This window comes from Parabacteroides sp. KHUB-01 (genome assembly GCF_056640935.1).
The window spans coordinates 3,789,913-3,811,069 of the sequence record NZ_CM153256.1 but is presented as its reverse complement, the minus strand read 5'-3'; the positions used below and the strand labels follow the sequence as shown (position 1 = coordinate 3,811,069).

Annotated in this window: 14 protein-coding genes and 1 pseudogene; 7 read left to right on the top strand and 8 right to left on the bottom strand. The window is 37.8% G+C overall.

Translation table 11 applies throughout. The annotated features are described in order from the left end of the window. Positions 1-42: 42 nt before the first annotated feature. Both ACYIAR_RS16035 and ACYIAR_RS16030 read right to left on the bottom strand, forming a co-directional pair. Positions 43-918: a DUF2764 domain-containing protein gene (locus ACYIAR_RS16035; protein ID WP_480331128.1), complete on the bottom strand. Its 876-nt coding sequence runs from the start codon at positions 916-918 to the stop codon at positions 43-45. 11 nt (positions 919-929) lie between these two features. Next, complete coding sequence (locus tag ACYIAR_RS16030) at positions 930-1,520, bottom strand: hypothetical protein (RefSeq protein WP_480331126.1); 591 nt, start codon at positions 1,518-1,520, stop codon at positions 930-932. A 348-nt stretch (positions 1,521-1,868) separates the two neighbouring features. Here ACYIAR_RS16030 and ACYIAR_RS16025 point away from each other — a divergent pair, with 348 nt between their 5' ends. Then, positions 1,869-2,369: a GNAT family N-acetyltransferase gene (locus ACYIAR_RS16025; protein ID WP_480331124.1), complete on the top strand. Its 501-nt coding sequence runs from the start codon at positions 1,869-1,871 to the stop codon at positions 2,367-2,369. A 197-nt stretch (positions 2,370-2,566) separates the two neighbouring features. Further along, on the top strand, positions 2,567-4,183 hold the full coding sequence (locus ACYIAR_RS16020; protein ID WP_480333683.1) for an alpha-galactosidase D: 1,617 nt from the start codon (positions 2,567-2,569) through the stop codon (positions 4,181-4,183). A 103-nt stretch (positions 4,184-4,286) separates the two neighbouring features. Here ACYIAR_RS16020 and ACYIAR_RS16015 read toward each other — a convergent pair. Continuing rightward, positions 4,287-5,201 (bottom strand): annotated as a pseudogene (locus ACYIAR_RS16015) (DMT family transporter). Between the two features lie 92 nt (positions 5,202-5,293). Further along, positions 5,294-6,382 (bottom strand): DNA/RNA non-specific endonuclease, encoded by a 1,089-nt coding sequence (locus ACYIAR_RS16010; protein ID WP_480331122.1) that lies wholly within the window; start codon positions 6,380-6,382, stop codon positions 5,294-5,296. 490 nt (positions 6,383-6,872) lie between these two features. Between ACYIAR_RS16010 and ACYIAR_RS16005 the strand changes: the two genes are divergently transcribed. The 5 genes from ACYIAR_RS16005 to ACYIAR_RS15985 all read left to right on the top strand — a co-directional run bounded on the left by ACYIAR_RS16005 (position 6,873) and on the right by ACYIAR_RS15985 (position 14,181). Next, positions 6,873-7,970, top strand: a complete 1,098-nt coding sequence (locus tag ACYIAR_RS16005) for a Nif3-like dinuclear metal center hexameric protein (RefSeq protein WP_480331120.1) — start codon at positions 6,873-6,875, stop codon at positions 7,968-7,970. Position 7,971: 1 nt separating this feature from the next. Further along, positions 7,972-8,733, top strand: a complete 762-nt coding sequence (locus tag ACYIAR_RS16000; protein ID WP_480331118.1) for a zinc ribbon domain-containing protein — start codon at positions 7,972-7,974, stop codon at positions 8,731-8,733. A gap of 93 nt (positions 8,734-8,826) precedes the next feature. Further along, positions 8,827-10,179 (top strand): tRNA lysidine(34) synthetase TilS, encoded by a 1,353-nt coding sequence (tilS, locus tag ACYIAR_RS15995; protein ID WP_480331116.1) that lies wholly within the window; start codon positions 8,827-8,829, stop codon positions 10,177-10,179. Positions 10,180-10,435: 256 nt separating this feature from the next. After that, positions 10,436-12,433 (top strand): transcription termination factor Rho, encoded by a 1,998-nt coding sequence (gene rho, locus ACYIAR_RS15990; RefSeq protein WP_480331114.1) that lies wholly within the window; start codon positions 10,436-10,438, stop codon positions 12,431-12,433. Between the two features lie 170 nt (positions 12,434-12,603). Further along, a complete protein-coding gene (locus ACYIAR_RS15985; RefSeq protein WP_480331112.1) occupies positions 12,604-14,181 on the top strand; it encodes a glycoside hydrolase family 43 protein in 1,578 nt (525 codons plus the stop codon). A gap of 115 nt (positions 14,182-14,296) precedes the next feature. On the opposite strand, the gene ACYIAR_RS15980 is transcribed toward ACYIAR_RS15985, so the two are convergent. The 4 genes from ACYIAR_RS15980 to ACYIAR_RS15965 all read right to left on the bottom strand — a co-directional run bounded on the left by ACYIAR_RS15980 (position 14,297) and on the right by ACYIAR_RS15965 (position 21,091). Beyond that, positions 14,297-16,519, bottom strand: coding sequence for a GH92 family glycosyl hydrolase (locus tag ACYIAR_RS15980; RefSeq protein WP_480331110.1), 2,223 nt, complete (start codon positions 16,517-16,519; stop codon positions 14,297-14,299). A 71-nt stretch (positions 16,520-16,590) separates the two neighbouring features. Continuing rightward, the gene (locus ACYIAR_RS15975; protein WP_480331108.1) at positions 16,591-17,532 is read right to left on the bottom strand and encodes a glycosyltransferase family 2 protein; all 942 of its coding nucleotides are present in this window, start codon (positions 17,530-17,532) and stop codon (positions 16,591-16,593) included. A gap of 51 nt (positions 17,533-17,583) precedes the next feature. After that, positions 17,584-19,215, bottom strand: coding sequence for an ArnT family glycosyltransferase (locus tag ACYIAR_RS15970; RefSeq protein ID WP_480331106.1), 1,632 nt, complete (start codon positions 19,213-19,215; stop codon positions 17,584-17,586). Positions 19,216-19,447: 232 nt separating this feature from the next. Next, a complete protein-coding gene (locus ACYIAR_RS15965) occupies positions 19,448-21,091 on the bottom strand; it encodes a dipeptidase (protein WP_480331104.1) in 1,644 nt (547 codons plus the stop codon). Between the last annotated feature and the right edge of the window lie 66 nt (positions 21,092-21,157).

Here is a 21,157-nt window from a genome sequence, read left to right as displayed (position 1 = left end):
CTTATTGTTTGTATTCCGTATGCACGAAACATACAGATTATTCTAATTATTCTTTTTAAATTCTTCCAAGGCATTTATGCTGCCTTTCTTCATTGAACCTACCAATTGTCGGAAAGTCTGTTCGCCTGTAACCTTATCCAGGGTAACCCAGCGTTCAATCATCTCCAACTTCAGAAGATACGCAAACACGCTCTCGATGTCGAAAGTCTTGAAGAAAGTATGATCATCAAGCCACTTCCATTTCAGCACATCGATTTTCTTTTCCCTAAGCAGCAAATCCTGCTCCTCGGCAATTCGTTGCAGCTCCGGCAGATATTCCACAGAGTCGCCCAAACCGAAATCGCGCGCGTTTGAAGTCCTGATAGACTCGGCAACCTCATTGTCACCAACGATATATTCAGCTTTATCAAGTTGATGCTTCCGGCAAGTTATGGCAGTCAGAACATTGTTGATGTTTAAATTCAATTCAAACCAGTCTGCCACAAATGAATTACGGCATTTCATTGCCTGAGAATAGTATAAAGCAGAAAGACGGTCATCCCATGAAATAGATTTCTTCGCAAAACCTTTATTGTCATTTGCTTCTTCAGCAATATACTGGCGAAGGAAATCTTTATAAAATTGAGGGATTCGTTTAGAGGAAGAGGTTTTTTCTTCGTTCTTCATGGCTCTATACAAGTCAGCTATTTCCTGCTGCGATATCGTTCCGCGTTCATCCATCTGTGATTCCGGATTCTTCAAGAAAGCCAACAGATTCCGATTATCAAACTTTAGATAAAACCAATCTATAAGCTTCTTGTCGCGCGATGTCAATATACCTGATAATTCACTACCGAATTCCGCTACCGAATAAGCTAGTTTTGTATCCTCCAAAGCTATATTGGGAAGTCCAGCTATTAAACAATAATACTTACCCATAAATTTCAGCTTTAAAACAAAGCTTCTACCAGTTGAGGACGGAGAAACTCTTTAAAATATTCAATGAACTCTTCCTCACCGAATGAGACCTTATAAGAGCCATCGGCAGGCATTATCGAGAAAGAAGCTTTTTTACCATTCACCTGCTCAATCTTTACTCCTTTATCCAACAAAGATTTCGCATTCTTAACGAAATATTGGCGCAAAGACTCAGCTTCTGATGTCTGTATAGTAAGATTCTCATTGCTTGGCCAACCTTTAACCAATTCAAGAATAACCTTTTGCATAAAAGTAGAATCAGCCAAAGCCGATTTAACATTTGACGAGGTGATTTCTCCGGTAATAAGATTAGCGATCTCGCTTTTCAAAGCTTCAACAGACTGAGCTGCGAACAATTTCAATTCTGCTTCAGTATTTTTCTTCAATTCAGCAGCTTGTTTTTCCGCTACCGACAATATTTGCTCGGCTTCGGCACGAGCTGAAGCAAGCAGCCTTTCTTTTTCCGCATTAGCTTCCGAAATAATGCGGGCAGCTTCTTCATTTCCTTTTTCTACACCTTCCTTGTAGATTTTGTCGGTTAATTCCTGAATTTTTGTATCCATTTCTTAACTTATTTAAGTTATTATCAAAAAACCTTTGCCCAAAGATAGTTTTTTCTTTGAATGATGCTATAGTTTCGTGCGAAAAAAATTAAGAAATTAACAATTTTGTAATATTGGATTACTAATCGAACAAAATATATCCAACTTTTCTTCTTTTACAGATAAATTCGTGTTTTAACTATTGAAAGAAAAACAATATTGTTATATTTGCTACCAAAATGTAACAATTTTGTAATATCAGTCATCTTATATTTTAAAACCTGTACGACCTTTAATAAGGCTCCATACGACTAAATATCTTATATTACAATACAATGAAAGGACAACAAACTTTTAAACTATATCACTATGTATTCAATAAAAGAAGCAACTATTGACGACTGTCACACTATTCAAGAGGTGGCGTCTCAAACTTGGGGAGCAACTTATGGTTCCATATTGTCGAAAGAACAGTTGGACTATATGTATGATATGATGTATTCTACCGAGAATTTGAAAAAACAGATGGAAATTCTTAAACACAAGTTTTTCATTATCTATTCTGACGGTATTCCATCAGGCTATTTGTCCATCGAGAAGAAAGCAGACAACAGATTCAACTTCCAAAAAATTTATTCTTTACCATCAATACACGGAAAAGGCATCGGACGATTCATCATCGAACAAGGTGTAGAATATCTGAAGAAAAACTATCCAACTCCATTCATAGTTGAACTTTACGTTAATCGTTACAATAAAGCTGTAGATTTCTACAAACACATGGGTTTATCCATAGTTGATACAAGAGACCATGATATAGGAAACGGATTTTATATGAACGACTATATTATGGAAATGGAGATTAAATAAAATACATTATCTCCACGATTACAACCTGTGTCGACAAAGTATTAATTGCTTAGCCGACACAGGTTATTTTTATACTCGTACCTAAGGCAAAAGATACTCAATATTATTACCAGCATATGTTTTCTGCTGAGAATTATATATAAATCAATTATTATCTGTATTTTTAAATTTCAAAAATTATAATCTATATGGGAAATATAAATACTAAAATTTTAATATCGGCTTTAGTTGCAGTTGGTTTAAATGTACACACAAATGCACAAACTAATTATGTAGAACCACCAATTATGGGATGGAGTTCATGGAACACATATCGTGTAAACATAAATGAAGATCTCATAAAGAAACAAGCAGATGCTATGGTTTCTTTAGGTCTGAAAGATGTTGGATATAACTATATAAATATTGATGACGGATTTTTCGGACACAGGGATGATAGAGGAATACTACACTCTCACCCGGAGCGTTTTCCAAACGGAATGAAAATTGTAGCAGATTATATCCATTCCAAAGGGCTAAAAGCCGGAATATATTCTGAAGCCGGAGCAAACACTTGTGGTTCACTTTGGGATGCAGATAAAAATGGTATTGGCGTAGGACTTTATGGATATGAGCACCAAGATGCAGATTTATATTTCAACCAATGGGGTTTTGATTTTATAAAAATAGATTATTGTGGCGCAGGGCAACAACTGGAACTGGACGAAGAAAAAAGATATACAGAAATTGTCAATGCCATCCGCGACGTAAGTACCAAAAATATTTCTATAAATATATGTCGTTGGGCATATCCTGGAACTTGGGTAAAGAATCTAGCAAGATCATGGAGAATAAGTTCTGATATAACTCCAAGCTGGTGGTCTATTAAACAAATCCTGTCAATGAACATGTATCTGTCTGCTTATGCCGGAGAAGGTCATTACAACGACATGGACATGTTGGAAATAGGCAGAGGTTTGAAACCAGAAGAGGAAGAAACTCATTTTGGTATGTGGTGTATTATGAGTTCACCTATGCTTATAGGATGCGACTTAACTAATATTCCAGAATCCTCATTAAAACTTCTTACCAACAAAGAATTAATTGCATTAAACCAAGACCCTTTAGGACAACAGGCATATGTTGTACAGCACGAAGGAGAAGGCTATGTTCTGGTAAAAGACATAGAGAAAGAAAGGGGAAATATACGTGCAGTAGCTTTTTACAATCCTTCAGATGAAATTTGCCATTTCAACGTTCCTCTGGATATTCTTGAACTTGAAGGAGAAACAAAGATTCGAGACTTAATAAAACATAAAGATGAAACCACTACAAATGACGTAATAAGCTTTGATATCAAACCTCATGGTGTAAAAATCATGAGATTAGAAGGTCAAAGACGTATAGAACGTAAAATATATGAAGCAGAACATGCTTATCTGAATCTGTATAACGCTTTGGGCAAGCGTAAACGCGGTATAAAATATATTCCATTCGATGCTGCTTCCGGGAAAATGACTGTTTGTAACCTTGGAGGTGATAAAGACAATTATGCTGAATGGAATAAAGTCTTCAGTGAAAATGGAGGAAAATACAAAATGACAGTATATTATATTCCTGCAGAAATCGGGGAAAGAGAAATTGCTGACCGCAAGCTGGAAATAACAGTAAATGGAACGCGTACGTCTTTCAGCAATCTAAATACAGACCGCTCAAAAGGTGTACAGACAGTGGAATTTGCAGTGGAACTTCAACCAGGATATAACACAATAAGAATGGGCAGCCGTCTGACTTGGGCTCCAGATATTGACTGTTTTACTCTAATTAAAGAATAATCCGACAAACAATGTCTGGAAAACAGAAAATAAAAGCAAGTCAGTATTGATAAAAATTAGGGAGTTGATTTAATTACTCAACTCCCTAAAAATATTAATATACTTACATAAACTTCGACCGCACTCCTCTAAACAAAACAGAAAGAGCCTTTTTAATAGTTCCGGAAAGTATTATCAAAGTCACCGCAGTTATTATAAGCAACATTCCGAAAGCTTCGTTTGCTGTGAAAGCTTCTCCGAAGACTAGAACTCCAACACATACTGCCGTAAGCGGTTCCATTGCACCAAGAACGGAAGTCAGAGTTCCACCGATGTTATGCACAGCAAGAACCAAAGTTATATTGGAAATAACTGTCGGGACAATTGCCAGCAAAATAAGATTAATCAAAGACATAGTGTCTGGAACTGCCTGAAGACCTAAATGCGTATTTGCCCTAATTCCAAAAAGAATTGTACTTACAATAAATACGTAAAATGCAAGCTTACGTCCGTTCATCGTGCAAACTCTGGATTTATTTACTGTAACGATATATAATGCATAGGCAACAGCAGAAAGCAAGACGATAATAAGACCCGTAATATTCATCTCAACTTCTCCACTTATCGACAAACGTGCCACTCCGGCTATTGCCATCAATATTGCCAGAATTGTTATCCACGATGTCTTTTATCTGAAGAACAACAGCATTATCAGAGTGACAAACACAGGATAAGTGAAATGCAATGTTGTTGCAATTCCTGCACCCATAAAATCATATCCCCAAAAGAGAAACATTGCTGAGCCTGTATAAAACAAGCCTAAAAGCAGAAAGTATGGAATGTCTTTCTTCTCAACGGCAAACGACTCTCCTTTTATTTTCATCATACATCCTAAGGCTATGGTTGCAATTATAAAACGATAAAACAGAATTGACTCGAAGTGCATACCTTTTGCCATCAACGGTAAAGTGAACAAAGGGATAAGGCCAAATGTTACGGACGTCATTATCCCATAGAAAAATCCTTTCAAACTATTCATTTAGCTTTATTATATTTTGATTATTGATTTGTGTTTACTGTCAAATTTTTATAGGCTCGTTACTGAAAATTGAACTTGCAAAACTTGAGTGACTAATACGACCAAGCTTTGAAATTAACTCTGGACTCTATCTCCTTCTCCACTCCATCAGGCAATTTAGGGAAAAAGTCAATACCGGTAATTTCTTCGACCTTATCGACCGGAACCATAAATGACTTTAGAACTGCATCATTGTCATAGTCCTTGTTGTCGAACAAAAAGCCTGTAGCCTCATATTTGCCATTTACGATAGTGCAAAGAACTTTATAAAATTTTGCAGGAACGCCAACGCGGTGTTTTCCAAGTCTGCGCATCTCTCCGGTTATTACTGGTCCGGTGGCAACATACAGAACACCATTGTCCGAAGCCCACAGCCTGCATTGCTCTTCGAGCTCACGCCATATTCCGCGATTAAGTCCAGGAATCTGCGGACAAATATTACTGAAATAGAAAGATTCACGCATAGCCTTTGCCGACCATTTCATATCACCCGCAGGAGCCAGATGACCTTTGTCAAATCCGGTTCTGGAATAATCTTCGTTCATTGCTGTTGCGCCTTTAACATCCGGGTCCGGAACAAACTTGTTCGAGCGCGAATATCTTGTACTTTTAGCCTCACTCTTTGTCAGTTCATATGCAACCCAATTGGCTATGCGATAATCCGAATTATAAGAAACCGTGTATCCTTCGTGCTTTATTACCTGTTCGGTTTTCTTTGTAATCAAAGAAGGTATTTCCAACCCTGACAAATGTTCGGCCTTCGCTGAATTAATCGTTTTTTTAGTTTCAACAGATTTCTCATCCTTCTTTTCCTGACTCTTAGGTTTTTCTGCTGATTTCGACACGGAAGAAGACGGAAGTTTGATGTCCGTTTCCTTTATATCAGACAAAATATCCTCTGCTTTATCGCTTACTTCATCCTTGATGTCTTTGACCTTATTTTCAACTATTTCCTTCGTATCACTTGGAGCTAGTTTCTTCCATTCAACATCATTCAGATAATCATATATATAATGTGATGCCACAAAGCATGAAACGACAAATACTGACAGACAAAGCCATTTGCCAAATTTCCTGATATAACCTTTGCCCGATGCGGCAGATGATTTTCGTGTTCTGTTATTAGTTTTTCTTTTTGCCATATATTCTACTTATAAAAAAGTCCGGCAAATTTATGGAAAAAACATCAAAGGATATTACGGTGATTTTAAGTTTTTGATTTGTACTTATATTATATGTAATTTGAGTTTTGCAAAAACTCTTGTCAGCTCGTCTTCTTGTCAACTCATAAACTGGAAATTGAGCTTGCAAAACTTTAATATAAAGCAAGAAATATACTTATCCCAAACTTATAGATAGAGAATTTTTCTTAAAACTAAGGCTTAGTTTTTAAAATCTTAGTCTCAGTTTTTACAAATTAAATCTTAGTTTTTAAAAACTAAAGCTTAGTTTTAAGAATACGTCAGTACTTTGTAAAATATATTCAAGACTTTAGCAGCCTTATAACATATTAATTTATGACAGCATATTGCATAACCGGCAGAGATGAGCCTGATTAAAGAATGTTTTGTTTCTTTTTTTGACAGAAAAAACTATTTTTGTAGATAAATAAAATCACAGATAACTTTCCATATGTATAAAATAAAAGATATAATAAAGGAACTTGAGATTTATGCTCCGCTCCCGTTGCAGGAAGGTTTTGACAACGCAGGAGTGCAAATCGGTGATGTCAATCAGGAAGCAACCGGAGCATTACTATGTCTCGACGTTACGGAAGAAGTCATCGACGAAGCTATTGAAGAAAACTGCAATCTAATCATCTCGCATCATCCTTTAGCTTTCAAGCCTTTCAAATCACTTACGGGAAAAACGTATATAGAAAGATGTATAATGAAGGCTTGCAAATATGACATTGTGGTTTATTCTGCACATACAAATATGGACAATGCTTTTGGCGGAGTTAATTTCAAGCTGGCAGAGCTCATTGGTTTGCAGAACATACGTGTGTTAAGTCCATTAAAAGACTCGCTGCTGAAGCTGGTAACATTCGTGCCTCAAAGCCAGGCTGAGTCAGTAAGGTCGGCATTGTTCAATGCCGGAGCCGGAAGCATCGGGAATTATGATTCGTGCAGCTTCAATGTTGTCGGTCAGGGAACTTTCAAGGCGGGAGAAAACTGCAATCCATATTGCGGCGAAATAGGCGAATTGCATTCGGAAACGGAAGTTAGAATCGAAACAATACTTCCGGCATTCCGCAAAGGAGCAGTGCTGAGAGCCTTGCTTGCAGTTCATCCTTATGAAGAACCGGCTTATGATTTTTATCAGTTGGACAATACGTGGGAACAAGTGGGTTCCGGCATAGTAGGCGAACTGCCTGAGGAGGAAGAAGAGTTACCATTCCTGCAAAGAATAAAGGATTTGTTTCATGTGGGATGTGTAAAACATTCGGCACTGACGGGAAAACCTATCCGCGAAGTGGCAATATGCGGTGGTAGCGGTGCGTTTCTGATAAAAGACGCCATAAACTATGGAGCAGACATTTTCATTACAGGAGAAGCCAAGTATAATGACTTTTTCGACGTTGACGGGCAAATTTTACTTGCAGTAATAGGGCATTATGAATCGGAAGTTTGTACAAAAGATATCTTTTATTCTATTATTTCGAAAAAATTCCCTACCTTTGCCCTATATTTTTCTAATGTTAATTCAAACCCAGTAAAATATTTATAGAATGGCTACAGAGAAACAATCAGCTGAAAGAGAATATACGGTTGAGGAAAAGCTATCTACACTTTATCAGCTTCAGAAAACAGTTTCTGAAATAGATAAAATCAGAACGCTTCGTGGCGAACTTCCTTTGGAGGTTCAGGATTTGGAAGACGAAATCGCCGGTTTGGAAACTCGTCTTCAGAACTATCAGGCCGACATTAAGGATTATGAAGTTTCAGTGAGTGAACAAAAAAATAAAATCACAGAATCTACCGGACTGATTGAAAAATACAAAGCACAGTTGGACAACGTGCGCAACAACAGAGAATTCGACAACTTGTCAAAAGAAATCGAATTCCAGGGCTTGGAAATTGAATTTGCAGAGAAAAAAATCAGAGAATTCAACAATGCCATCGAAACTAAAAAGAACGATATAGTGCAGCTGAAAGAGCGCATGGAAGGCAGAAAAGCTGATTTGGCTCAGAAAAAAGGCGAATTGGAACAGATTATTTCTGAAACAAAACAGACTGAAGAAAACTTGCGCGAAAAGGCTAAATCTTTGGAATCAATGATTGAGCCTCGCTTGCTTACTGCATTCAAACGTATCCGTAAGGGTGCAAGAAACGGTTTGGCTGTTGTTTACATCCAGCGCGACGCTTGCGGTGGATGCTTCAACAAGATTCCGCCTCAGAAACAGCTCGACATCAAGCTTCGCAAAAAAGTTATCGTTTGCGAATATTGCGGTAGAATCATGATTGACCCGGAACTTGCAGGTGTAGAATAATTTTTATTTTCATACTGAATACGCAAAACACAAAGATTCAGATTTCGACAAAACACAAATCTGTCTCTTTGTGTTTTTTATTATGACTGATATATGCTGAACAACATTCGTCTTTACATAAACAAGCACAAACTTCTTGACTACAGTAATGTGCCAGTTCTTGTCGGGTTGAGTGGCGGAGCCGATTCTGTTGCGCTTCTTTCGGTATTGTCGAAGCTGGGATATAATTGTATAGCCTTGCATTGCAATTTCCACCTCAGAGGCGACGAATCAATGAGAGACGAAGACTTTGCGAGAAAAACGGCAGAAAAGCTCAACGTTCCTTTTGTGAAAATTGATTTTGACACTGTGGAATTCGCAAAAGAAAAGCATCTATCCATCGAGATGGCTGCAAGGGAATTAAGATACGAATGGTTTGAAGCACAAAGAAAAGAGTTGAAAGCTCAGGCTATTGCCGTGGCTCACCACAGAGATGACAATGCCGAGACTCTCCTGCTGAATATTGTCAGAGGAAGCGGAATAAGAGGAATGAGAGGGATGTTGCCAAAGAACAACAATATAATCCGTCCGCTATTGTCATGCAGCCGTGAGGAGATTTTGCAATGGCTGAAAAAGGAATCTCTGGATTATATAACTGACAGCTCGAATTTATCGGACGAATATGCAAGGAATTTTATCCGGCTCAACATAATGCCTATGCTGGAGAAAATTAATCCTGCGGCAAAACAGAACATTGCGCGTACTGCAGAAAATCTGTCGGCTGCCGAAGCCTTATATATGAATGTTGTTGAAGAGGTCAGAGAGAAAGCTTGGGATAAAGACCGCCTCAGACTTGATACCAATATTATAATGAAATATCCGGCTTATGAGACTATTATATTTGAATTGTTGCAGCCTTTCGGTTTCTCAAGGATAGTATGCTCAAATATTTGTTCTTGCCTCGAGAAGGAACCCGGCAAATGTTTTCAATCAAAAAACTGGACTCTTGTAACTGCAAGCGGATATTTGCAACTGAATGAAAATAAAGATGAAAGCGAGGCTGAAACAATATATCCGGTAAATCTGAAACCTGGAAAAGGAATTGCCGCAATCAATGCTCCTATAAATCTGGAGTTCAGCATTGAAACTGTTGAAAGTATTGCGAATTTTGAAATCGTGAAGGACAAATCCATAGCATATTTTGACCTTGACAAAATTGGTTCGGAACTTAACATCAGACACTGGAATCATGGTGATTGGTTCGTTCCGTTTGGCATGAAAGGGAAAAAGAAACTTAGTGATTACTTCAGCGACAAGAAGTTAAACCGAATCCAAAAGGAGAATATTTGGCTATTGGTTTCGGGCGAAGATATATTATGGATAATCGGAGAAAGAGCCGATAACAGATTTAGAATAACAGAAAAGACAAGAAATATCCTGACTGTAAAATTGCTCGAAAAGTATTAACAATATTCCATATTTTGCATAAAAATCCAATATGATTTTTTATGGATATAAGAAAATATTATTATATTTGCACAGATTTACTCCGCAGATCTGAAGCTAATGTACATTCTTATTAGTGTTTCAGCAATCGGTTTTATTCAAAGAATTTTCATAATTAAATACTAAATATTTTATTGCTTTTTCATACAATAAAGTTTTATGCGAAAACTTTAGGTATGTCTATGTAACTACATTTATTTATTTTACTTTCCGCAATATGCAAAAATATAACATTCTCGAACTAAATGAAAAACTTCTTCCAGAGCTGCAAACAATTGCAGAGGAATTGGGAATCAAGAAAGTCCGCTCTTTTAAAAAGGATGAATTGATATATAAAATCCTTGACGAGCAAGCAATTTCCTATGCAGGAATACAGGCAGAAAAATCAAAGGAAAAAGAGGTCAAGAAAACAGAAAAGAAAGTAAGAGCAAAGAAAACAGTTAAAGAAGAAAAACCTGCTACTGTTGCTGAAGAAGCTGCTCAAACTGAAACTGTGAACATAACCAATGTTGAAAAAACAACTGAAAACTTGCCTCAGGAAAAGGCAGCTACTGAGAAAAAAAGAAAAACAAGAACTGATAAAAAAGGGAAAACAGATACTCAGGCAAAAGAAGTTGATAATAACAACATTGCTATTACGGAAGAAAAGATTGCAGAAAAAGTTGATAACAACGGCACAAACAATAATACAATTACAAATTCAAACAACAACAGTGACAACAATACTCCTATAAATGTTACTGACAATGCCGATAACAAGGAAAGCAACAAAGAAAACTTCCAAAACGTATCTACAGAAATTATCCCTACTGGCAACAACGAAGAGCCAAAAAGAATAGTTTTCAGACACAGAGATGCAAAATCTGTTCTAGACCAGATTTTCCCATTTGCTGCTGCTCCAAAACAAGAAAATAAAGCTGTACAGCAAAACAATAATAATCAGAACAATAACAACAATGGTTCTGAACCTCATAATGCTTCTGCCCAAAACAATAACAGACAGAATAATAATAACAACAACAATAATAACAGACAGAACAATCGTCAGAACAATAATGCTCAGAATCAGGAAAAGCCTTATGAATTTGACGGTATATTGACTGGCTCCGGAGTTTTGGAAATGATGCAGGATGGATATGGATTCCTTCGCTCATCAGACTATAACTACCTGACTTCTCCGGATGATATTTATGTTTCACAGTCACAAATCAAATTGTTCGGTTTGAAAACCGGAGATGTTGTTGAAGGTGCAATCCGTCCTCCAAAGGAAGGTGAAAAATATTTCCCTCTAGTAAAAGTTGATAAGATAAACGGCCGTTCACCAGAAGAAGTTAGAGACCGTGTTCCTTTCGACCATCTTACTCCTTTGTTCCCGGATGAGAAATTCCAATTGACAGACAAACGCTCACCGAAAGTTTATGACAACATTGCAGTGAGAGTTGTTGACTTGTTCTCTCCTATCGGAAAAGGACAGCGCGGTTTGATTGTTGCTCCTCCTAAAACCGGTAAAACTGTATTGTTGAAAGATATTGCAAATGCAATCGCAGCTAATCATCCGGAAGTTTATATGATTATTCTTCTTATTGACGAGCGTCCGGAAGAAGTTACCGATATGGCAAGAAGCGTTGATGCAGAAGTTATCGCCTCAACATTCGACGAACCTGCCGAAAGACACGTAAAAATTGCAGAGATTGTACTGAATAAGGCAAAACGTCTGGTTGAATGTGGACATGATGTGGTTATCTTGCTTGACTCAATTACTCGCCTTGCAAGAGCATATAATACTGTTCAGCCTGCTTCGGGAAAAGTTCTTTCCGGTGGTGTTGACGCCAACGCTCTTCAAAAACCTAAGCGCTTCTTCGGTGCTGCACGTAATATCGAAAACGGCGGTAGCTTGACTATCCTTGCAACTGCATTGACAGAAACTGGTTCAAAAATGGACGAAGTCATCTTTGAAGAGTTCAAAGGAACTGGTAATATGGAATTGCAGCTTGACCGCAAGCTTTCTAACAAACGTATTTATCCTGCAGTTGATATCACTGCTTCAAGTACACGCCGTGATGATTTGCTTCAGGACGAAACTACATTGAACAGAATGTGGATTCTACGTAAATATCTTGCAGATATGAATTCAGTGGAAGCTATGGAGTTTGTAAAACAACGTATGGAACAAACTATTGACAACAAAGAATTCTTGGCTTCAATGAACGGATAAAGATATTCCTAAATAATAAATTAGCCATAATATAAGATAGACAAGCCGACGAGAGAAATCTTAGTCGGCTTGTCTTTTTTAATAGCTTAACCTTTTATATGAATGTAATAAGTGTAAATAATATATTTTTCATATATTTACTGCCGTAAAAGACTTAATCAATTATTTTTATGAAAAATCTGGCTATTGGTGTAATGATGATGTGCTCAGTGTTTGGAGCTTCATCACAAAGTAAATTCAACAACCCTATTTTACCGGGATTCTATCCGGATCCATCTATTTGCAGAGTGAACAATGATTATTATTTAGTTAACAGTTCATTTGAGTATTTCCCTGGTGTTCCAATTTTCCACAGTAAAGATTTAGTTAACTGGGAACAAATTGGTCATTGCTTAACAACAGACGAGCAATTACCGCTGCAAAAGGCTCGTTTTTCCGGTGGTATTTATGCGCCGACAATAAGATATAATAAAGGAACTTATTATATGGTTACTACCAATGTAAGCACCCTAGGTAATTTCTATGTCACAGCAAAGAATCCTGCCGGACCATGGTCCGAACCAATAAAAGTGAAGCAAGGAGGAATTGACCCGACAATATTCTGGGATGAAGACGGAAAAACATATTTTATGTCAACAATGGACAATAAAATTTTCATGTCAGAAATAAACATAGAAAACGGAGAACTTCTTAATAAACCAGTTGCCGTTTGGGGCGGAACCGGAGGCAGATATCCAGAAGCTCCTCATGTATACAAGAAGGATGGATATTATTATCTACTCATAGCTGAAGGCGGTACGGAATATGCTCATATGATAACTATAGCACGAAGCAAAAATATTTATGGTCCGTATGAAAGCTGTCCTCGCAATCCAATCCTTACTCACTGCCGCGTTGAAGCTCAATCAAATCCTATTCAAGGCACTGGGCATGGTGATTTAGTCCAGGCGCAAGATGGTTCATGGTGGATTGTATTCCTGGCATTCAGACCTAATGTTGATACAAATCATTTGCTTGGACGTGAAACATATCTGGCACCAGTTGAATGGGACAAAGACGGATGGCCAATCGTAAATGGAGGCAAACCGGTTACTTTAGACATGAATTGCAAATTGCCAGTACAGGCTGTTCAGTCTCAGAATTTCGACAACAAGGAAGAATTCGATGGAAAAGAAGTTGCAATGATATGGAATTACCTTAGAAATCCAAACAGAAGCAATTACTCTCTTTCTGAACGTAAAGGTTTTATGCGCCTGAAAGGTGATACAATATATATCGACCAAAATGACAGTCCAACCTTCATAGGCAGACGTCAGCAGCATATGAACTTTGAAGCTACTGCAAAAATAGAAATAAAGCAAATAAGCGAAAAAGACAGAAGCGGATTAAGCGTTTATATGAATAGCAACAATCATTATAGCGTTTTCATTACAGAGGAGAATAATCAAAGATATGTTTGTCTTGAATACAAACTAGGCAAAATAAAACATATCGAAAAGAAAATCCCTGTAGGAATTTCTCCTATATTATTGAAAGCTGAAGGAAAAGCGGAATTCTACAGCTTCTATTATTCAGAAGATGAAGGAAAGACTTTCAAATTCCTGGGCGAAGCTGACACGAGATACTTAAGCAAGGAAACAAACAATGTGTTTACCGGTGTTTATATTGGTCTGTTTGCTGAATCAGCACAAAATCCGGGAAGTATAATTGCCGACGTTGATTGGTTCGATTATCGGGAAAAGAAATAATAAAAAGAAAGGCACATAGAAAAGAGCTAATAAAACTCATATTCTATGTGCCTTTTATTTTACACCTTGCAGACTGTGAATTCTAACAAGTAATCTAATCTAACTAATTCTATTATTAATTATACCATACTGGTCCCGGCTGATTGCCCATTTCAAACTCTACAGTTGCACCACTCATTATTAAATCATGTGTGATATAACTCTTGTCGTAAGGTTTGCCATTGACTTTCACAGACTGAATATAAATATTATCCTTACTTACATTAGAAGCCAGAACTGTGAAAGACTTACCGTTTGACAAATTCATTTTCATCTTCGGGAACAATGGTGTTCCAATCTCATACTCACCGCTAACAGGATCTACAGGATAGAAGCCCATAGCACTGAACACATACCAAGAAGACATCTGACCACAATCCTCATTACCGCACAATCCGTCCGGAGTGTTTGTATAAAGCTCATGCATCACTTGTGCTGCATATTTCTGAGTCTTCCATGGCTGACCAACCTTGTTATACAAATAAATAACATGATGGCTTGGTTCATTTCCATGAGCATACTGACCAATCATACCAGTACTGAAAATAGGAAGTTCTTCATCAGCACCTGGAACATATGTGAACATACTGTCAAGTTTCTGAACAAATCTATCTTTACCGCCAACCAAACTTATTAAGCCTTCTACATCATGCTGGACAGAGCATAAATACTGCCATCCATTACTTTCGCAAATATCTTCGGTATAAACCTCAGCTTTGAAATCTTTTGCAAAATTACCATTCTCATCACGCGGCTGCATAAATGTAGATTCAGGATTATAGACATTACGATAGTTCTGTGAGCGTTTATAGAATTCATCAGCAATATCTTTTTTGCCCATCTTTTCTGCCATTCGGGCAATACAATAGTCATCATAAGCATATTCCATTGTCTTAGACATTGACCAGCTCTTCCACAATGCTTTGTCAGAATAAGCAGGAACATAACCTAATTTCTTGTACTCGCCTATACCGTGATATTCGTCTCTGTTTGCTGTAGCAACACAAGCTTCAAGAGCTTTTTCTGCATCAAAGTCGCCAATACCTTTCAAATAAGCATCCACAACTACAGGAACAGCATGATATCCAATCATCATATCAGTTTCCCAACCATACAGATTCCACAAAGGAAGTGCGCCACTTTCTTCATAGAACTTTATGAAACCTTTAACCATATCATTAACTCGTTCCGGATGCATATATGTGAACAAAGGATGTGAAGCTCTGTAAGTATCCCACAAAGAGAAAGTAGAATAATTATTCCAACCTTCAGCCTTATGAATTTCTCTGTCCGCTCCCATGTATGAACCATCTACATCATTGTAAAGAGTTGGAGCAAGCATGCTATGATAAAGAGCAGTATAGAATACAGTCTTCTGGTCTGTAGTTCCGCCTTCAATTTCTATTTTGCCGAGCTGATTATTCCAGTTCTCAACAGCCTTAGCATAATAATAATCGAAATCATCTTTAGGTGCTTCTGTTTTCAGATTCAACGCTGCTCCTTCCATACTTACACCAGAAATTCCGGTTGTAACAAGGATTTCCTCATCCTTTTCAGTATTAAAGTCAAATCTTGCAACATAAGCCGTTCCGATTTTTCCTTTGTCCTTCAATGTAATATCTGTTTTATCAATAGTACAGTTATCGAACGGACGAGAGAAACGAGTTTGGAAATAGACGTGCTGCTTTGGAGACCATCCTTGTGATATTCTATAGCCACGAATAGTACATGAATCAACAACTTCGATATAAGAATCAAGAGTGAAATCCCAGTTCATTGCCTTCTTAAGGTTAAGGAATACAGAAGACTCAGCTTTTGGGAAAGTATATCTCTGAATACCACATCTTTCAGTTGCAGTAAGTTCTACATTGATGTTGTAATCCTGAAGAAGAACTCTATAATATCCTGCAGAAGCCATCTCATCATTATGTGAGAAAGTTGAGTAAATTCCTAATGGAGCCTCTGCTTCTTTATACGGACGAGTTACAGGCATAAACAAAATGTCATACAAATCTCCTGCACCAGTTCCAGACAAATGTGTATGACTGAAACCAGCAATAGTTGTATCAGGATAGAAATATCCAGCTATGCGGTCCCAACCTGGCAATCCGTTATCCGGACTTAACTGCACTGAGCCAAAAGGCAGTTGGGCACCAGGGTAAGTATTACCAGTGAAATCCGTTCCAATCATAGGATTCACATATTGAGCGAAAGAAACTGATGGCTCATTTTCTTTCGGAGAAGTGCAAGCCGCCAACAATGCCAATGAGGAAGCTGCCACTAGAAAACTGTGTTTCATTGTCTAAAAATTTATTTTGACTTATTGTTTTATAATCACAAAGTTAATATAAATCAACGATATAATAAAATCTATATCTGCTTCTCTATAAAATATCTAGGTCTTTGTTTGACTTCTTTATATATTTTTCCGACATATTCACCAATTATTCCTATTGATGTTATGACAGCTCCACCAATAAGCCACATGGAAACCATCAAAGAAGCCCAACCCGGATTTGTATCCCCTTGTATATATGAGAATATTCCATAGACTATTGCACATAAAGAAACCAATATCATAATTATGCCTAGCATAACAATATATCGTAATGGACGGACAGAAAACGAAGTTATACCATCTATTGCAAAACTCAGCATTTTGTTGAAAGGATACTTTGATTCACCCGCGAAGCGTTTCTGACGGTCATAATATACATTCGCCGACGGAAAACCAAGCGTACAGACCATTCCACGCAGGAAGAGATTCCTTTCCGGGTAACTTATAAGAGCCTGTAACGTCCTTCGGCTCATAAGTCTGAAATCAGCATGATTGTACACAATCTCTCCTCCCAGACTACTCATCAGTTTATAAAACATCTGCGCAGTGTGTTTCTTGAAATATGTGTCTGTTTTTCTTTCTTTACGTATGCCGTAAACGATATCTATTCCGTTATTGTAATATTCCACCATTTTACGTATAGCAAAAATATCATCCTGCAAATCAGCATCAATCGACACAGCTACATCAGAATTAACTGCAGCATATTCAAGACCAGCCCATAAAGCCTGCTGGTGACCAACATTATGAGCTAACTTCAGTCCGCTTACGGGAAGTCCTCCGGCAGCAAACGATTCTATTAATTTCCATGTATTGTCTTTGCTTCCATCATCAACATACAATATCCTTCCGCTGGCTATCTCGCCTTCTGTTACCATTGTATGCAATAATGCAGACAAGCGTGTTGTCGTTTCGCGCAACACCTCTTCCTCATTATAGCAAGGAACAACTATCAATAACTGAGATTTTTCCATCTTCAAGCAAATGTCGTACGAATTAATTTATTCTAGCTCTAAAAACTGTTATTATATTTTCTCAAATCTGTATAACTTAATTACAGAGTGATCATCACAGCTTCTTCTTTTTGAATTATATATTTCCTCGAGCTTATAGTCTGAGCCATATTTATTCATAAAAGGCTCAAATTCATGTTCGCCCATCATAAGATAGCCAGACGAAGGCATAAACTCGTCAAAAGGAATAACACGATCGCCAACATAAAAGTTCACAGAAAACGGATGCATCCTGTTTCCCGGGACAAAATCACTACGATATGAATATATATTGCCTTCTGGAACTATTGACGCTATCTTCTCTGCCATCGGCTTATCTGATTTAACATTCAGAACTGTCGGCTGAAGAAAACCGTCGAGCGACATAAAAATACTAATTATTACTGTAAATATAGGTAATAATTGTACTTTTCCCATCTTTACAGTTTTTCTTACGAAATAAATACCGGCAAACACAGGGAAAAGCAATAACAATATTGAGATTACTCCTAATGGTTCGTTCTGCAAAGCTTCAATATATGCTCTGGTTTCTTCCGGATGGTGTCCACCCAAAAGAAACTCCGGAACTGGAATAAACTGCAAAACAACATATACACCAATTAACAGAAATGCCAAAACACTCACTGTATATCCAAACACTTTCACTACTGAATTATGACGATTGCGAAGATATATGAAATATTCAGCAAGGAAATATGCTACAAAAGGATACATTGGCAAAAGATATACACTCCGTTTGCTTTTCGGTATGCAATAAAACACAAATATTATTACGGCACAAAGCAATGAATACAGACGCGCGTCATCCATACTTTTTATTCGATTGGGAATATTACTCCAAAGTCCGGATAATCTGACCTTTAACCCTTTATATTTCAGAACAAACAATGACATAACAACTAACAATGTATATGGAATAAATCCTGCAACAAGAGTTATGACATTATAATATGCTGGATTCTCGTGTGAAGAATAACTCATTTTTCCCATAAACCTCAAGACATTCTCCTCGAGCACCAAATCCAGGAATCGCTCTCCGCCCTGCTGATATGCAGCCACATACCAAAGCATAGGCAAAATACAGGAAGAAATCCCTACCAAAAAGAAACGGGCAATCATTGGAAAAAGTTTATAACCTTTTATCAAAGCAAAAACAAAAGCAACAAGACATGGCAATGCTATTCCTACCGGACCTTTCGTCAGAGCAGCGCCACTCAGACATAACACAGCCAATAAAGGGAAGCCTTTGAAATCCTTTTCATACCAATAATATAACTGATAAAGTGCCAGAACCATAAATGCAGCCAAAAGCATATCTACGCGGCAATTTACCCCGGCACGATGAACTTCAAAATTTGTCAGTGTCAATAATGTGGTAATTACTGCCAGTTCTTCACCACGGCGACGAGCATAAAATACATAACCGGCAAGAAGCATCACAGTCAACGATAAAGCAGACGGAAAACGTGCCGTAAATTCTGTAACAGTTCCAACCAACAATGACACAGCAGCAATCATCCAATGAAACAATGGTGGCTTATATGCAATATCCACGCCATTATTTACAGGAAGAATCCAGTTTCCTCTCTCCAACATTGATAGAGCTACGACAGCTTCTCGTGGCTCGCCTTTAGTATGGAACATAGCCTCTCCAAGAAAAGGAAACAAAAAGCATATACATAAAAGACACAAAAGCAATAATGTCTTTTTAGAATAATTCTCCAACATCTCAATAAATAAAACCGGTCAATTTATAAAAATAAAACACCGAAATCCGGAGTTTGATTTATCGGACAATAAATATCTCCGTATTTCGGTGTTTCCTTTAGTTAATAATATTCAATTCGGCACACCGTTTTACAGTGTAGTCCTTTTCTTACTTCTTAACTTTCAATCTCTCGCCTGCACTCTTGACAATGCTTCGATAATAGTTTTCATCATATCCAGGGAAATCAGGAGAAGCAGACAATCCGTAACCGTTTTGCTTGAACTGACCGTTTTCCTCTTTCTTGACGTTTCCGTCAATATATTTCACAAGAAGATATTCTCCAAGTTTTTTCCAGCGTGCTGTAGCATCATCAGCAGTAGTAGTGCTGAACCATGTCAGGAATTTCACAGCTTCAGCCGGATCTTTTGCATACAATTCAGAAGCTGCTTTATCGATTGCCGGAATCATTTCCTGATATCCATTTTCAAGTTCTTGCTGAACTTTGCGGATATCTTCAATCATAAAGCTATATTTGTTGTAAGCCATATTTGCCACCCAGTTATGAATCCAGAAAGCTGATGTCCATGAGAAATTCATCATGTCGCCATTGCCAACTCTGTAGCATTCAGGAGAAGCAGTAGTTGAACAATAAATTGGGTTGAACACTGCCATATCAGCATCATCAACACCAAACCAAAGAATACCGCCAACTGCATCAGGCAACCAATTACGCATCTGAGGAACAATTACGAAACCGGTTTGCTGAGTAGCAATGGCACGTTCGTTTGTGTATTCCTGTCCGTCAACTTCGAATGTCATCGGACGCCAACGATAAGGAACTTTATATGGACCTGCACCGGCATCTTTAGTCATATCAAGGTCTGTACCTTCATAATGGTCGCGCATTCCAGCCTGAACATCCTGAACAGAAAGTTTTCTGTTAGGCTTGATATATAAAGGCATTGGTTCCTTTGTTGGGTCACCTTTTATGAAGTCCTCATACTTATCCATTGAATTGTCGTACTTACGGAAGAAAGACCATACACGAGCTTCACATCCGCGCAATCCACCAAATTCATAAGGGCAATAAGCCTTAGCAAAACTGAAATCTTTATCTTCACCCTTGAAATATCCTTTTTCGCGAGCCAATGACACAACGTCTGGAGAATACATACAGTTTTCCTTGTCGTCAAACGGGATTTGCTGAATGCGTGACTGGTTGGCATGAGCTGAAATACAATCATCCGGAATACGGATTGCAACCCAAACCGCGCCCTTCTTGTCCGGTCCCTTGCCTATCATTTCCATTATCCAGGCTTCATTTTTATCTGCAATTGAGAATGACTCACCACTGCTGTAGTAGCCATATTCAGCAACAAGGTCTGTCATAACCTTTATTGCCTCACGGGCAGTTTTGGAACGCTGAAGTGCTACATATATCAGACTTCCGTAATCCATTATACCTTTAGGATTTACCAGTTCAGGACGTCCGCCAAATGTACTTTCTGTAATTGCCACCTGATGTTCATTCATGTTTCCGACAACAGAATATGTCTGTCGCACCTGTGGAATCTCACCCAGAGGTTTGCCTGTATCCCATTCTTTTATCTGAAGCATTGAACCTTCAGGCCATGTTGCAGCAGGCCATCTATATAACTCACCATACAAAGTATGCGAATCTGCCGCATAACTAATCATCACAGAACCGTCAGTAGATGCTTTCTTTCCGACGAGCAGACCTGTACACGCATCAGCATCACTTGCAGAAAAAGCTGACAAGCATGCTGCAATCATAATCCAAAATTTCTTCATATATTATGTATAAACAGATTTTTTTCTGTGACAAAGATAATCAAACGTGAGTGGAGAGCAAAATAA